14 protein-coding genes are annotated in these 14482 nt (G+C 67.1%); 4 read left to right on the top strand and 10 right to left on the bottom strand.

The window, feature by feature from the left end:
* Nucleotides 1–230: 230 nt before the first annotated feature.
* Nucleotides 231–1343: a UDP-N-acetylmuramate dehydrogenase gene (locus LH390_RS01195; RefSeq protein WP_399524894.1), complete on the bottom strand. Its 1113-nt coding sequence runs from the start codon at nucleotides 1341–1343 to the stop codon at nucleotides 231–233.
* Between the two features lie 24 nt (nucleotides 1344–1367).
* Between LH390_RS01195 and LH390_RS01190 the strand changes: the two genes are divergently transcribed.
* From LH390_RS01190 to LH390_RS01180, 3 genes are read left to right on the top strand one after another with little or no spacing between them, the layout of a single operon-like run.
* Nucleotides 1368–1868 carry a DUF2505 domain-containing protein gene (locus tag LH390_RS01190; RefSeq protein WP_227280985.1) on the top strand — a complete coding sequence of 167 codons (501 nt, stop codon included), beginning with the start codon at nucleotides 1368–1370 and terminating at the stop codon, nucleotides 1866–1868.
* A 9-nt stretch (nucleotides 1869–1877) separates the two neighbouring features.
* The gene (locus tag LH390_RS01185) at nucleotides 1878–2690 is read left to right on the top strand and encodes a class I SAM-dependent methyltransferase (RefSeq protein ID WP_227280986.1); all 813 of its coding nucleotides are present in this window, start codon (nucleotides 1878–1880) and stop codon (nucleotides 2688–2690) included.
* Nucleotides 2691–2707: 17 nt separating this feature from the next.
* Nucleotides 2708–3505, top strand: a complete 798-nt coding sequence (locus LH390_RS01180) for an LmeA family phospholipid-binding protein (protein WP_227280987.1) — start codon at nucleotides 2708–2710, stop codon at nucleotides 3503–3505.
* 6 nt (nucleotides 3506–3511) lie between these two features.
* Here LH390_RS01180 and LH390_RS01175 read toward each other — a convergent pair whose 3' ends face one another.
* From LH390_RS01175 to lpdA, 9 genes are all read right to left on the bottom strand, one after another.
* Entirely contained in the window at nucleotides 3512–4081 is a 570-nt protein-coding gene (locus LH390_RS01175) for a hypothetical protein (protein ID WP_227280988.1), read from the bottom strand.
* A 19-nt stretch (nucleotides 4082–4100) separates the two neighbouring features.
* Nucleotides 4101–4376, bottom strand: coding sequence for a DUF2516 family protein (locus LH390_RS01170; RefSeq protein WP_227282664.1), 276 nt, complete (start codon nucleotides 4374–4376; stop codon nucleotides 4101–4103).
* Between the two features lie 29 nt (nucleotides 4377–4405).
* Complete coding sequence (locus tag LH390_RS01165; RefSeq protein WP_227280989.1) at nucleotides 4406–4996, bottom strand: CGLAU_01105 family protein; 591 nt, start codon at nucleotides 4994–4996, stop codon at nucleotides 4406–4408.
* A gap of 67 nt (nucleotides 4997–5063) precedes the next feature.
* Entirely contained in the window at nucleotides 5064–6383 is a 1320-nt protein-coding gene (locus tag LH390_RS01160; RefSeq protein WP_227280990.1) for a DUF445 domain-containing protein, read from the bottom strand.
* Nucleotides 6384–6534: 151 nt separating this feature from the next.
* Nucleotides 6535–6837, bottom strand: coding sequence for a hypothetical protein (locus LH390_RS01155; protein WP_399524901.1), 303 nt, complete (start codon nucleotides 6835–6837; stop codon nucleotides 6535–6537).
* A 132-nt stretch (nucleotides 6838–6969) separates the two neighbouring features.
* Nucleotides 6970–7719 (bottom strand): succinate dehydrogenase/fumarate reductase iron-sulfur subunit, encoded by a 750-nt coding sequence (locus LH390_RS01150; protein ID WP_227280992.1) that lies wholly within the window; start codon nucleotides 7717–7719, stop codon nucleotides 6970–6972.
* Complete coding sequence (locus tag LH390_RS01145) at nucleotides 7719–9734, bottom strand: fumarate reductase/succinate dehydrogenase flavoprotein subunit (RefSeq protein ID WP_227280993.1); 2016 nt, start codon at nucleotides 9732–9734, stop codon at nucleotides 7719–7721. Before LH390_RS01145 ends, LH390_RS01150 begins: the two co-directional genes overlap by 1 nt.
* A 76-nt stretch (nucleotides 9735–9810) precedes the next feature.
* Nucleotides 9811–10566 (bottom strand): succinate dehydrogenase cytochrome b subunit, encoded by a 756-nt coding sequence (locus tag LH390_RS01140; RefSeq protein WP_227280994.1) that lies wholly within the window; start codon nucleotides 10564–10566, stop codon nucleotides 9811–9813.
* 598 nt (nucleotides 10567–11164) lie between these two features.
* Entirely contained in the window at nucleotides 11165–12574 is a 1410-nt protein-coding gene (gene lpdA, locus LH390_RS01130) for a dihydrolipoyl dehydrogenase (protein ID WP_227280995.1), read from the bottom strand.
* Nucleotides 12575–13061: 487 nt separating this feature from the next.
* On the opposite strand from lpdA, the gene LH390_RS01125 reads away from it, so the two are divergent.
* Nucleotides 13062–14156, top strand: coding sequence for an alpha/beta hydrolase (locus LH390_RS01125; RefSeq protein ID WP_399524903.1), 1095 nt, complete (start codon nucleotides 13062–13064; stop codon nucleotides 14154–14156).
* The last annotated feature ends 326 nt before the right edge of the window (nucleotides 14157–14482 follow it).

Below are 14482 nucleotides of genomic sequence, written 5' to 3'. Positions count from 1 at the left end.
GTCACCGCCGCGCCATGCGGACCAGCCCCACCTTAAGGTCTGCCTTGCAGCAGCGGTGACAGCCATGAGTAGCCCATAACAAAGCGACGGGATCACCCTTCCCATTAACTGGGAAGGCCGCCCTCCTGACACAGCGGCGGATACTAAAGTACCCGCCGCTTTATCCTTTAGTATCCCATTTTCCCAAAGCTCTTGCGGCGGCCCTGCCTGCGCCTTATAATCCGGCGCCCCTAGAGTTCCACGCCCACCCACACCGGCTCCGGCACCAGCTCCACGCCGAAGGCCTCGCGCACGCCGTCACGGACCTGCCGGGCCAGCGCCACCAGGTCTTCCGTGGTGGCCTGCCCCCGGTTGGTCAGCGCCAGGGTGTGCTTGGTGGACAGCCCGGCGCGCCCGCCCGGGCCGAGGTGCCCCTTGGCAAACCCGGCGCGCTCGATGAGCCAGGCGGCGGACAGCTTGACCTGCCCTTGCGTCCCCGCCGGGTAGCGCGGCATGGCGGCGGCGCCGTCTGGGTCGGTGGTGGCCACGGCGGCGGCGACGGCATCGGCCTGGGCGTCGGCGACGATCGGGTTGGTAAAGAAGGACCCGGCGGACCAGGTGTCATGATCCTGCGGATCGACCACCATCCCTTTGCCCGCGCGCAGGGCAAGGACCTCCGCGCGCACGGCGGCGACGGGGAAGCGCTGCTCGCCTTCGGTAGCGCCCAGCCTGCGGGCCAGCTCGCCGTAGCGCAACGGTGCGCTCAGGGCGTCGATAAGCAGCTGAAACTCCACGGCAAGCACCACGGCACGCTGGGTGAACTTGAGGTTGGAGTAGCGGTAGGACAACTCCAGGGACTGCGCCGGCACCCAGGAAATCTGGCCGGTGGCGCGGTCATAGAGCTGCACGCGGGTGAGCACGTCGGCGATCTCGGCGCCGTAGGCGCCCACGTTTTGCACCGGGGTGGCCCCCGCCGAACCGGGGATGCCGGACAGGCACTCCAGCCCGCCCAAGCCCGCGTCGACGGTGGCAGCAACCACCTCGTCCCACACCGTGCCCGCCTGGGCGCGCACCAGCCCGTCCTCCCCGATGTCTACCCCCGTATTGGCCACCACCACGGCCACCAGATCCAGCTCCCCATCGGCGATGACCAGGTTCGACCCGCCGCCGACGACCAACGCCTCCACTCCGGCATCGTCTAAAACACCCACCGCCTGGGCGACGGCCTGCGCGGTCGTACACGTCAGCGTCGCGCGCGGGCGGCCGCCCAGATGAAAGGTGGTCAACTCGGACAGGGACGTGTCTGTAGCAATGTGACAGTCCGGGATCGTCTCCAGCGCATGGGCCAGCGGTGTAGGAATCACCCCTATAACGGTAGTCTCAAGTCCATGACAACCCGAAGCGAAAATACCGTCACCGTCAACCAGCCGCTGGACAAGGTGCACGCGGCGCTGACCAACAAGGACTTCTGGGCCTACGATGCTGCCCACCTGTCCCCGGAGCCCGGCGAGGTCCACGAGTTCACCGCCACCGACGGCGGCGCCGAGGTCACGCTTTTCGAGGTCCTGCCCCTGGAGGTACTGCCCGAGGCCGTGCGCTCCATGGTCTCCCAGGCACTCAAGGTCAAGCGCGTGATCACCGTCGGCGCGCTGAGCGACGGCCGCATCGAGCTGGAGTACACCGCAGACGTCAAGGGCACCCCCGTGGACTACAAGGGCGAGGCCACCGTCTCCGGCACCGACACCACCACCTTCGACTACGAGCACGAGGTCACCGTGGCCATCCCGTTCATGGGCGGGGCCATCGAGCCGAAGGTCGCCGGCCCGCTGGCGGAGATCTTTGACAACGAGGCCCGCCTGCTGGAGACCTGGATCAGCGAAAACCTCTAAACCCAAGCAATGGCCGATCACGCCCACAACCTGCGCGCCCGCTTCGATGACACCACCGACGCGCCCGTGGGCGTGATCACCCGCGGGACCACCGGCTACAACCGGCTGCGCCGCGCGGACCGCTGGATGGCCCACCACCCGGCGATTCGGGACGTACTGCGCCGCGCCGAGCACCCGCTCGCCGTCGATGTGGGCTATGGGGCGAGCCACACCACCACCGTGGAGTGGGCCCGCTGGCTGCGCGGCGTACGCCCAGACGTGGCGGTCACCGGCCTAGAAATCGACCCCGACCGCGTCCTGCCCCCGCGCGACGGCGTGACCTTCGCCCTCGGAGGATTCGAGCTCGCCGGATTGCGCCCCCAGGTGGTGCGCGCCTTCAATGTGCTGCGCCAATACGACGTCGCCCAAGTCCACGCCGCCTGGCACACCGTCACCTCCCGGCTCGCCGCGGGCGGATTCTTCATCGAAGGCACCTGCGATGAGCTCGGCCGGCGCGCCACCTGGATCCTCCTCGACGCCCACGGCCCCCGATCCCTGACCCTCGCGTGGGACCCCTTCGACGTAGAGCGCCCCTCCGACCTGGCCGAGCGCCTGCCCAAAGCACTCATCCACAACAACCGGCCCGGACAGCCCATCCACGAATTCTTGACGCTTCTCGACGCCGCCTGGGACCGCGCCGCCGGATGGTCACCCTACGGCCCGCGCGTGCGCTGGCGCCACGCCCACGAAGACCTGCGCGCCGCCGGGGTCCCCATCGACCCGCAGCGGCGCCGCCTGCGCGACAATACGATCACCGTAGCGTGGTCCCTGGTGGCCCCCTAGGTGGCACACTAGGGGGCGTGTCTAGAACCCTCAAAGTACTTCTCAGCCTGATTGTTGTCCTCGCCGTGGTGGCGGCGGCCGCAGAGTTCGCGGTGCGCTGGTACGCCGGGCGCGAAATCGCCGACGAGTTCCGCGCCCAAGCCACGGCAGAAAACCCCGGATTCACCCCCGACGACCCGAAGGTCTCCTTTGGCCTGCACCCCGTCATCGCGGCGGCTGTGACCCGCACCGTCGGTCACGTCGAGGTAGATACCCCCTCCACGCTCATGGTGCGCGGCGATGACATCTCCGGCCAACCCGGCTCCCACCTGGTGCTCACCGACCTAGACATCAGCGACCAGAACAACCCCGTCGCCGGCACCCTGGAGGCCACCAGCACGCTGAGCAACGAGTTCCTGCTGGCCACCGTGCGCCACACCATCAACGCCCAGGCCGCCCAGGAGGCTGGCGGCGGCTTCGGCGCGCAGCTGCTGCGCTCCTTAGTGCAGGTCACCGACGTGCGTTCCGACGCCGCCGCGGACACCCTCGTCGTGGAATTCTCCGGCGGGGCCGCATCCGCCACGCTCACCCCCGCTCCCTCCGGCGACGCGATCACGTTTGCCGTCACCAAGACGGAGGTGCTGGGACTCGAACTGCCCGAGGAGGTGACCAGGCAGCTGACCCAGGCCCTCCAGGAGGGCATCAGCCAGCAGCTCGCCCGCTTCGGCGGGCTGGCCATCACCCAGGCCACCGCCACCGAGGAAGGACTCACCGCCAGCGTGCGCGGCGAAAACGTGGCCCTGCGGGACCTCGAGGCCTCCCGGGTGGCCAACTAGCCGCGATCAGGCCACCGGCACGGCCACCCGGTCCACGCCTGCGGCCTCCAAGTCCTCCACCTGCGCCGGCGCCGCCCCCAGCACCATCAGGGCCGCGCCGGCTGCGTGCACCTGGGCCACCAGCTCCGACCATCCGGCCAGCGCGGCGCCCACCCGGGCGTCCAGCGCCACGGTGGCCACCCGCGCCTGGGCGCACGCCGCCAGCAGGCCCGACCACTCCTGCGCGCTCACCGGCGCGCCACACACCGCCCCCACAGGCACGTGGGGGGTGGCAGCCTCCATGGTCAGCGCCAGCTGCGCCAGCGCCGCATCCTGCCCCGCCAGCGGATCTAGGGCCACAAGCACCTCGGTCGCCCCGCTGTGGACCGCCAGCCGCGCCTCCGCGGCCTTGACCAGCCCGTGGTGAGTGCCGGTGGGAAAACCACACAGGGCGGTGAGCACTAGGACCTCGGACGGCTCACGTTCCGCCGTGATCCAGCCGGCCGGGGCGACCACGCCATGCCATCCGGAGGACGCGCAGGCGGCGGCCACCTTCTCGCGGTGTGCGGGGTGGTCGAGGAGGGCGTCGAGAAGCATCTGCGCGCAGACCCCGCGCCTACCAGCCGGACTGCCCGCCAAGCAGGCGCGCAATCTGGGGTCGGACGTCAAACCAATACAGGCCGGTGACCACGATGCCCACCCAGGCCAACAGGGTGGTCATGGGGTAGAAAACACAGGCCACCGCGGCGGCGAGGAGCATGCCCGCCCACGTCCACTTGGACTTGCGGTCAGCGGCGTCAAAGGCGTCCGCCCGCGTGGTGGCAATCAGCAGCGCGCCCACCAGGGCGGCCACCGCAGCGAGGAGGAACAGGTAATTATCCAGCCGGTCCAGGCCCCACAGAACCGTCTCTAGCCCCTGATTCACGGGCGCTCCTCCCAGAGGACCTCGCCGTCAATGACCTCCGGGTGCGCCCCCGGCCCCGGGTCTGGTTCCGGGCGGCGGTGGCGGCCCTGGTGCTCCTCCGCGGGCGTGTCCGCACGCCGAGAGTCCTGGCCCAGCAGCCCGTCCAGGCGCTCGCGCAGGGCGGCCACCTTGGGCGAGCCGTCCCACAGCTGGGAGCCCACGCGGCTGCCCTCGCGGCGCAGGGTATCGGTGGCGTCATTCAACGTGATGCGCATCGCGGCGGCGGCACTGGTCAGCGCCTCCTGGGCCTCGGCGTAATCCTCACCCTGCCGGGCGGACTGCGCGGCGCCGCGGGCGGCGGAGGTGAGCTCATCGAGGACCGCTTCGGCGGCGTCGGCAAACTCGGTGGTGGTGGCGCGCAGTTCCTCGGCGGAGCGCACCTGGGCCAGCGAACGCAGCGTCCGCGTGGAGGTCTCTTTCATCCGCGCCCAGGACGAGTCCTGGCCGGCGCGCAGCCGCTGCGTGAAATCACCGACGGCCCCGCGTGCGACGTCTCCGGCGCTGCGCCCGGCGCGTCCGAGGGCATCAAAAGCGGACTCTTCTGACACGTTGGTCACCTGCCTTGTCTCATCGGGGGCGCCCGGCGGCGCCCCACCTCAAAAGGGGAAATGAATACTAAAAAAGGATCTGAGAAATAGTGTAAATGACTAGCCCGGCCAGCGAGCCGACGATGGTGCCGTTGAGCCGAATGTACTGCAAGTCCTTGCCCACCATCAGCTCAATCTTGTCGCTGGCCTCCTCCGCGTCCCAGGCCTGCACGGTCTCTGAGATGATCGCGGTGATCTGCCCGGAATAGTTACTGGCCACAAACGCCGCCACATCCGTGATCCGGCGGTTGAACTGGTCACGCAGCTCCGGCTCGCTGACCAGGCGCTGACCCCAGTCCAGGGCGTATTCCTCCACCTTGCGGCGCAGTAGAGACTGGGGGTCCCCGGCGGCGTCGATAAGCCCGGCGCTGGTGCGCTCCCAGATCGCCGGCGCGGCGGCGGCCACCGGGCGCGAGGCCATCAGGTCGTCCTTCCAGCCTTCCACCCGGGCCATGAGCTGCGGGTCGTGCTGGAGATCGACGCTGAGCTGCGTGATGTAGCCCAGCAGCGCCACCCGGGCCTCATGGTTGGGGTTGGCCGCCACGTCGCGGCACCAGCCCAGCAACTCCCGGTAGATGCGCTCGCCGACGAGGTCATTGACAAACTTCGGCGCCCAGCTGGGGGCGCGCCCGTCCACCATGCTGACGATGAGCTCCTGGGAGTCCTCCACCTTCCGGCACGCCCAGCCGACCACGTCCTCGACGACGGGCTGCACCCGGCCGTCCTCGATGAGCTGGCCGAGCGCGCGCCCCAACGGCGGGCCCCACTCCGGCTGTGCGAGCTTATCGACGATCCCCCCACGAATCAGTGCCTCCGCGTCCGCAGGGTCGATCGCCCGCAGCGCGTTGCCCACCAGCCTGCCAACCTCACTGGACGCCTTCGCCGCGTTCTCCGGGGTGGCTAGCCACTGGCCCACCCGCAGCGGGATCTCCGCGGTAGCTACCTTCTCCGTGATCAGCTCCGCATTAAGAAAGTTCTCCCCCACGAACCCGGACAGGGAGTCGCCCAGCCGGTCCTTGTTGCGCGGGATGAGCGCCGTGTGCGGGATGGGCAGCCCCATGGGGTGGCGGAACAACGCGGTGACGGCGAACCAGTCCGCCAGGCCACCGACCATGCCCGCCTCCGCGGCGGCGCGCACGTAGCCGACCCACTCTGGGGCCCCGCCCGCGCGGGACTGCCAAAACGAGCAGGCCAAGAAGATCACCGCGGCTGCGGCCAGCAGCGCGGTGACAAAGGTCTTGTGGCGGCGCAGCTCCCGGCGCCGGCGCGCCTCGTCGGCGGGGGCTGGGCCTGGCACGGAGCGGGCATGCCGCGGGCCGGAGGTGCGCGCTGCGGGTTGTGCGCCCATCAGAGCATCTCAATGCCGGTCATCAGGAAGGAGATTCCCGTGATCAGCGCGATGCCGGCGATGGCTACCCACATAATTTTTCGCATCATGGCTTCCAATAATAGAGCCTCCGACGCCGCCGGCTCGCTCCCCCCGCCCCACCTTAGGGCCGCTAGTTCACGCGCCCCGTTTCCTTGCGGTACTGGAAGTAGTAGCGCCGCCCGTGGTAAATCAGGGCCGCACCAGCCACCAGGAACGCCACCAGGAGCACCGCGCCGATGATGAGGATCAACGAGGGGTTGATCACGGCGTGGCCGGTGTTGCCAAAGGCCATAAGCGACCCGGCGTAGACCATCGTGCCCGCCGGGCACAGTGCCGCGAGAACCAGGCCCATACCCACCCAAGTGGAGGTACGCAGCAGTGAGGAATGCGGGGCCTCATAGCTGACCGGGTCATAGCCCTCGATGTAGTGCATGCGCCCGGAGTAGGCAGGGGTGGACCCGTGCTGCGCCGGCGCAGATTTCTGGGAAACCGCAGTGTGCTTGGACATAGCCAGAGAACTCAACTTTCTTTCAAAGAGGTCCAATGACCTCAACCTTAACGCATGCTAGTCGTCTTTACCCCGGAAAGCGGCACGCGCCCTTTCCTTAGTGACGGCCGCCACGGCCGACAGTGGGATTCCGGCGGGGCACACGTCCGCACACTCCCCGTAGAGGGTGCAGTGGCCAAAGTTGGTTTCCAACTCGTCGACCATCTGGCGGGCGCGCTTGCCGCGCTCTTCCTTGCCCATCGGCAGCTTGGACAGGTGAATCAGCTTGGCGCCGGTAAACAGGTGCGCCGCGCCGTTCGGGCACGCCGCCACGCAGGCGCCGCAGCCGATGCAGGCGGCGTGGTCCAGCGAGAACTCCGCAACCTCGTGGTTGAGGTGCAGCGTGTCCGCGTCCGGCGCGGTGCCAGCCTGCACGGAGACGTAGCCACCCTGCTGCATGACCCGGTCCAGGGCAGAGCGGTCCACCACCATGTCCTTGATCACCGGGAAGGCGGCGGAGCGCAGCGGCTCAATCTTGAGCGTGTCCCCGTCTTTGTAGTTAAACAGGCGCTGCTGGCAGGCCGGAGAGTTCTTGCCGGCGCCGTGGGGCCTGCCATTGACGAGCAGGCCACAGGTGCCGCAGATGCCCTCGCGGCAGTCCGAGGCGAAGGCGTACGGTTCCTTGCCTGCCTCGATGAGCTTTTCGTTGACGTAGTCCAACAGCTCCAGGATGGACATTTGCTCTTCAGCGTCGTCGACCTCGACACCCTCAAAGGAACCGTCCGTGGTGGGGCCGGCCTGACGCCAGATCTCAAGATGAAGTTTCATTACTTGTAGTTCCTTGTCTGCAGCGGGATCGATTCGAAGTACAGCGGCTCGGCGTGGCGCACGTAGGCGTCCTCACCGGCAGCTTCCCACGCGGAGACGAAGCACCAGTGCTCGTCATCGCGCTCTGCCTCGCCCTCGTCCGAGAGGTGATCCTCCCGGTAGTGGGCGCCGCAGGATTCGTCGCGGTCCAGCGCGTCCACGCACATCAGCTCGCCTAAGTTGATGTAGTCCGCGACGCGGCAGGCGCGCTCGAGGACCTGGTTCATCTGGTCCCCGGAGGCCGGGATGGCCACATTGCGGTGGAACTCCTTGCGCAGGGCGCGGATCTCCTCGATGCCCTGGCGCAGCAGGTCCACGTTGCGGGCCACGCCGCAGCAGCGGTAGAGGATCTCGCCGAGCTGGCGGTGGAAGTACTCGGGACCGTGCGGGTCCGGGCCTGCGTTGTTAACCAGGGCGTCGATACGCGCCCGCGAACGCTCCAGTGCCTCGGCGACGGCCGGGGCGTCATCGGGAAGCAGCGGCTCGTTGAGGTGGTTGGCCAGGTAGTTGGGCACGGTGAACGGGAGGGTGAACCAGCCGTCGACGGAGGCGGACAGCAGCGAGTTCGCGCCCAGGCGGTTGGCGCCGTGGTAGGTCCAGGAGCACTCGCCGCCGGCGAAGAGGCCGTCGATGGAGGTCATCTCATTGAAGTCGGTCCACAGACCGCCCATGGTGAAGTGGACGGTGGGGGCGATGCGCATCGGCGTCTTGTGCGGGTCCTCGCCGATGGCCTCCTCGTACATCTTGAACAGGTTGGAGTAGCGCTCGTCGACGGTCTTGTGTCCCAGGCGCTCGAAGGCGTCGCGGAAGTCCAGGTAGGCGGAGTTCTTCTTCGGGCCCACGCCGTAGCCGGCGTTGATCTGCTGGGAGATCGCGCGGGAGGCGACGTCGCGGGGCACCAGGTTGCCGAACGCCGGGTAGCGCCGTTCCAGGAAGTAGTCGCGCTCCTCCTCCGGGATGGTGTTCGGGTCGCGCTGGTCGTCCTTTTCCTTGGGGCACCAGATGCGGCCATCGTTACGCAGCGACTCCGACATGAGGATCGTCTTGGACTGCCAGTCCGCGTTGATGGGCAGGCCCGTCGGGTGGAACTGGATGAACGCCGGGGAGGCCATGTAGGCGCCGCGCTCGTAGACGCGCATCATCGCCGACGCATTGGAGTTGATGGCCAGGGTGGTCATGCCGTAGACGTTGCCGTAGCCGCCGGTGGCCAGGATGACCGCATGCCCAGTGAAGGCCGTCAGCTCGCCGGTGATGAGGTTGCGGGTGACAATGCCGCGGGCGCGGCGCACCCCGTCTTCCTCGGTGACAATGAGGTCCTGGAAGTCATTGTGGGTGAAAATCTCCACCGAACCCAGGTGAATCTGGCGTTGCAACGCCGACGCCGTGGACAGCTGCAGCTGCTGGCCCGTCTGGCCACGCGTGTAGTAGGTGCGCGAGACCTGCACGCCGCCGAAGGAGCGGGTGGCCAGCGTGCCGCCGTACTCGCGGGCAAACGGCGCGCCGATGGCGTTCATGTGGTCAATGACGCGCACGGACTCATACGCCAGGCGCCAGCAGTCCGACTCCCGGCCGCGGTAATCCCCACCCTTGACGGTGTCCTTGACGTGGCGGTAGGCGGAGTCATTGTCCACCTTCTTGCCGCGGGCGGCGTTGACGCCACCCTGGGCCGCGATGGAGTGCGCGCGGCGCGGGGCATCGTGGTAGGTAAACACCTTGACGTTGTAGCCCAGCTCGCCCAGCGCGGCGGCCGCAGCGCCGCCCGACAGGCCGGTGCCCACCACCAGCACGGTGAACTTGCGCCGGTTAAGCGGGGAGACCAGGTTCATGTGGTCCTTTTGGTAGTCCCACATGTCCTTGGTGGGGACGCCCTTGGGTTCGGCGGAATCCAGGACGCGGCCAACGGTCACGCCCTCGACGCACGTGTCCGGGGCGGTGAACGCGGGGCGCTGGGCGCCAGTTTCGGTGTGAGTGCTCATTTTTCCTTACAACCTTCTTGTCCGTGAGAGCTAGCTAGTGGGGCGGATCGCCGCGGAAGCGGTGGCCTGCCCGGGGCTAACTCACCCACCCAAAGAGGATGGTCAGCGGCAGGATGATGTTGCCCACCATGACCACCGCGGGAATGAGGTAGGCCAAAAACAGCGCCACGGAGCGGGTCCTGCGCCCGGTGATGCCCAGGTCGCTGACGGCCAGCCAGATGCCGTGGGACAGGTGCAGGAACAGGATGATCATGGACGCCACGTAGAACAGGGCCACGGGCCACCGGCTGAAGCTGGCAACCAGGTTGGCGTACACCTCGCCGTGCTCGAAGGCGGTGCTGGCCGCGGGGGCCACGCCGAGGGTGAGGTCCAGGATGTGGAAGATGATGAACAGCAGCAGCACGATGCCGGTGACCAGCATGGTGCGGCTGGTAAAGGAGTTCAGCCCGCCGATGAGGTTGGTGCGGCGGAACTTGCCACGCGACACCCGGGACCGGTGGTGCAGCTCAATGCCGCCCCACACGTGGATGACCAGGCAGGCCAGCAGCAGGATGCGCAGGATCCACAGGATGGACTCGCGCGGGAAGAGCGGCTCGCCGATCTCACGCAGGAACTCGCCGTACTCGTTGATGGCAGGCACGCCATCGTGGGCCGGCAGGAACAGCTTCAGGTTGCCCACCATGTGGACAAGCACGAACCCACAGAAAACAAGGCCCGACAACGCCATCCCGAGCTTGAGTGCCCAAGACGGCACGCGCGGACTCTTACGGATCGGCTCTTCAGTGATTTTGCCGTGGCGGATTGCCTCACGGTCCGGGTTTCTAACAGTCATGGCACCTCCAATGTCCCTTTAACCATAGGCAGGAATGAGGGATTTTACCCACTCCGTTCAGGGGGTGAACCTGCCGGATAGGGGCGTTCTTGGGGGATTTTTGCCACTTTCTTAGGAAAGCGTCACCTGGCGGTTTCCTCATCTCCGCGGGTTCTTAGGTGGTACTAATGGTCCACAAGGTGGACGAAAGCCGATGAGGGGCTAAAATTACTTTCCGTGGAAATTATGGGGTGACAATGGCCACACCACGGCAGTCTCCCCCCTTGGGCGACCCCCGAAGGGAGTCAATCTTTCGGCCGAAAACTCACCCTTACCCGCAGCAATACGCCCCGCACGCTCCCCTGTCCGCGTGGACCCCGAACGCTTCTCGACGCCCCCGTCCCCCACCTCCCCACACACTCCCCCGCACCTGCGCCGAATCTCCGCGGCGCTCAGCCGGCCCCGCGCCTGGCCCCGCGCCCGGCCCCGGCAGACGACAGCCCCGCCACGGGCAGCACGCACCGGGGTTCCGGGACGGGTGCTGCGCGCGGCGGGGCGCGGGGGCGTCGATAAGCGAGGCACACACCGCTCGGGACAGCCCGAACGGTAGGCGGCCGCGCTAGAGGTTAATCATGTGGCCCTCAATGCCCTCAGCGGCCTCCTTGATGGCCTCAGACATGGTCGGGTGGATGTGCACGTTGCGGCCGATCTCCGTGGCGGTCAGGTCGAAGCGCTGGGCGAGGGTCAGCTCCGCAAGCATCTCCGAGACGTTGGCGCCCACCAGGTGCGCGCCGAGGATCTCCCCGAACTCCTTATCCGCCACGATCTTGGCAAACCCGGCGGTCTCCGCCAGGCCCGCAGCCTTGCCGTTGGCGCTAAACGGGAAGGTCGCGGACACGATCTCCCGGTCCGGCCACTTCTCCTTGGCCGCGGCCTCCGTGTAGCCGAAGGAAGCCACCTGGGGGTTGCAGAAGGTCGCGCGCGGCATCATCTGGTAGTCACCCAGCTCCTGGGTCTCCGCGCCGGCGATCGTCTCAGCGGCGACCACACCCTGCGCCTCGGCGACGTGCGCGAGCTGCAGCTTGGCGGTGACATCACCGATGGCGTAGATGTGCTCGACGTTGGTGCGCATGCGCTCATCCACGTCGATGGCGCCGCGCTCGGTGAGCTTCACGCCCGTGTTCTCCAGGCCGTAGCCCTCCACGCGGGGGGCAAAGCCCACGGAGATGAGCACGCGGTCAACGGTCAGGGTGTCCTTCTTGGAGCCATCCTTGGACTCCACGTCCACCTCCACCTCGGAGCCGTTATCGCGCACCGCGGTGGTCTTGTAACCGGTGAGGAGTTTGACCTTGAGCTTCTTGTACTCGCGGGCAATCGCCTTGGATACCTCCGGCTCCTCATTGGGCAGCACGCGGTCCATGAACTCCACGATGGTCAGTTCCACGCCATAGTTGGCCAGCACGTAGGCAAACTCCATGCCGATCGCACCGCCGCCCACAATGACCATCTTCTTGGGCGCCTCCGGGTTGAGGATCTGCTCCTCAAAGGACACCACGTTGTCAGACAGCTCCACCCCCGGCAGGGTGCGCACCACGGAACCGGTGGCAATAATCACGTCGTCGAAGGTGACGGTGGTGCCGGCATCCTTGCCCTCGGTGATCTCTAGGGAATGCGCATCCGTGAAGGAGCCCAAGCCGTTGATCTCCGTGATGCCGTTCTTCTTCATCAGGTAGTGGACACCCTTGACAATGCCCTCAGAGACCTTCCGGGAGCGCTGATGGGCCGCCCCAAAGTCAAAGCTGACCTGCCCACTCATGCCAAAGGTCTTGGCCTGGTGGTTAAAGGTGTGCGCCACCTCAGCGTTCTTGAGCAGCGCCTTGGACGGGATGCAGCCCACGTTGAGGCACACACCCCCCCAATACTGCTTTTCTACGACGGCAACCTTCTTGCCAAGCTGGGCGGCGCGGATGGCGGCGACGTACCCTCCGGGGCCGGCGCCGAGGACAACAACATCAAAATGTTCACTCACGCCTTCCAAGAATACGGCAAACTACCCCACCCGCGTCGCCCAATTCGGGGGCACCCCCGCTGCCCCGGCCGCCTTAGAGCAGCGTATCGGTGGCGATGGACAGCTCCGCGCCAGCAGACGAACCGGCGTTACCCAGCTGGCCAAACAGCCCAGAAATGGCAACCACAATGCTCTCCGTAGGGGTCATGACCTTTACCTCTTTCTCTTCTACTCACTGTGCAGTCGGCCACGGGGCACCGCTTATCGACGCCCCCAGCCCACCGCTGATCCCCCCAAGTTCTACACCCTTGGCAGCAGACACGCTGGACTTTCGCCGTGGCGCGTCTAAACTGACCTTAGTCTGTCCGCTCGAGGGCAGGTCAGCCTCCTTTGAAGCACGCACCAACTACGACAGGTTAGACGATTGACTCCACGCTCCCTCACCCGCGCACGGCTGGCACGCCACGCCGCCGCCTGCGCCGCAGCCGCCACGGTGGCACTGTCTGCCGTGACCATTCCCGCAGCCTCGGCTGAGGAAACCAGCCAGGCCGCCACCTCCAGCGCCGAGGCCACCAGCGAGACACCCGACAGCGAGGCCCCCAGCGCCACCAGCGCTAGCGACGAGCCCAACGCAGAGACCGCGCAGGCCACCATCAAGCCCCAACACATGGGCTTTTCTGACACCACGCCCTACTGGCGCAAGGCCATCCGCCACCACGCGGACCGCGCCGTCGAGCTGATCGCCCACTCCCCGTCAATGAACATTGACATCCCGCTGGCGATCATCAAGGCCGGCAAGCCCGACGCCCCCACCCTCTACCTGCTCAACGGCGGCGACGGCGGCGAAGCCGGCGCCAACTGGATCCAGCAGACCGACGTCATTGACTTCTACCTGGACAAGGGCATCAACGTTGTCATCCCCATGAAGGGGAAGTTCTCCTACTACACCGACTGGGTCACCGACGTGCCCCAGCTCGGCGGCGTCCAGCGCTGGGAGACGTTCCTGACCAAGGAACTGCCCGGGCCGCTGGAAAAGGAACTCCAGGCCAACGGCAAGCGCGCCATCGCCGGCATGTCCATGTCCGCCACGTCCGCACTGCTGCTCGCCGAGCACAACCCCGAGCTTTACGACGCCGTCGGCTCCTTCTCCGGCTGCGCCGAAACCTCCACCCCCGCAGGCTGGCTGTCCATGGCCCTGACCCTGGACCGGGCAAAGACCACCCCGGAGGCCATGTGGGGCCCCCAAAAGGGCGAAGTCAACATGTACAACGACGCCCTGCACAACGCCGATAAGCTCGCCGGCACCGCCCTGTACGTGTCCAACGGCTCCGGCACCGCCGGCAAGTACGACATGCCCAACGGTCCCCGCTTCCAGGACTACACCCCGCCGGAGACCGTCTCCGCGATGATTCAGACCATCGGCGTCGGCGGCGTCATCGAAGCCACCACCAACGTGTGCACGCACAACCTGGACGCCAAGCTGCGCAAGCTGAACATCCCCGCGACCTTCAACTTCCACAACACGGGCACCCACTCCTGGAGCTACTGGCAAGAAGATCTCCGCGAGTCCTGGCCGGTATTTGCCAAGGCCCTGGAGCTCTAACTTGTAACTCCCCGTACACTCCGTACACCCCCGCACCCCGTTTTTTGGTTCGCCCCCCAAGGCAACCAAACCACGGGGTGCTTTCCTATACCCACACCACCCCAACGGCAGCAGCAGCCCACACCCCAACCCACCAGCAACCCCACCCCACCACACCAGCGCGATAGCAACCACCCAGGCCCTCACCAACGAGACGAGACCACAACCCCGTGCCCCCCCTGTGGCCCACACCCTACAACCCCCTGACACCCCCACAGCGACAGTCAGACACACCAATACGAGCACGGAACAGCCCCAACAGCGCCCACCCCCACACAGCAAAAGGC

This window comes from Corynebacterium uberis, assembly GCF_020616335.1.
Taxonomy (GTDB): Bacteria; Actinomycetota; Actinomycetes; order Mycobacteriales; family Mycobacteriaceae; genus Corynebacterium; species Corynebacterium uberis.
The sequence above is the reverse complement of the archived record's forward strand: the minus strand, read 5'-3'. Positions and strand labels throughout refer to the sequence as shown.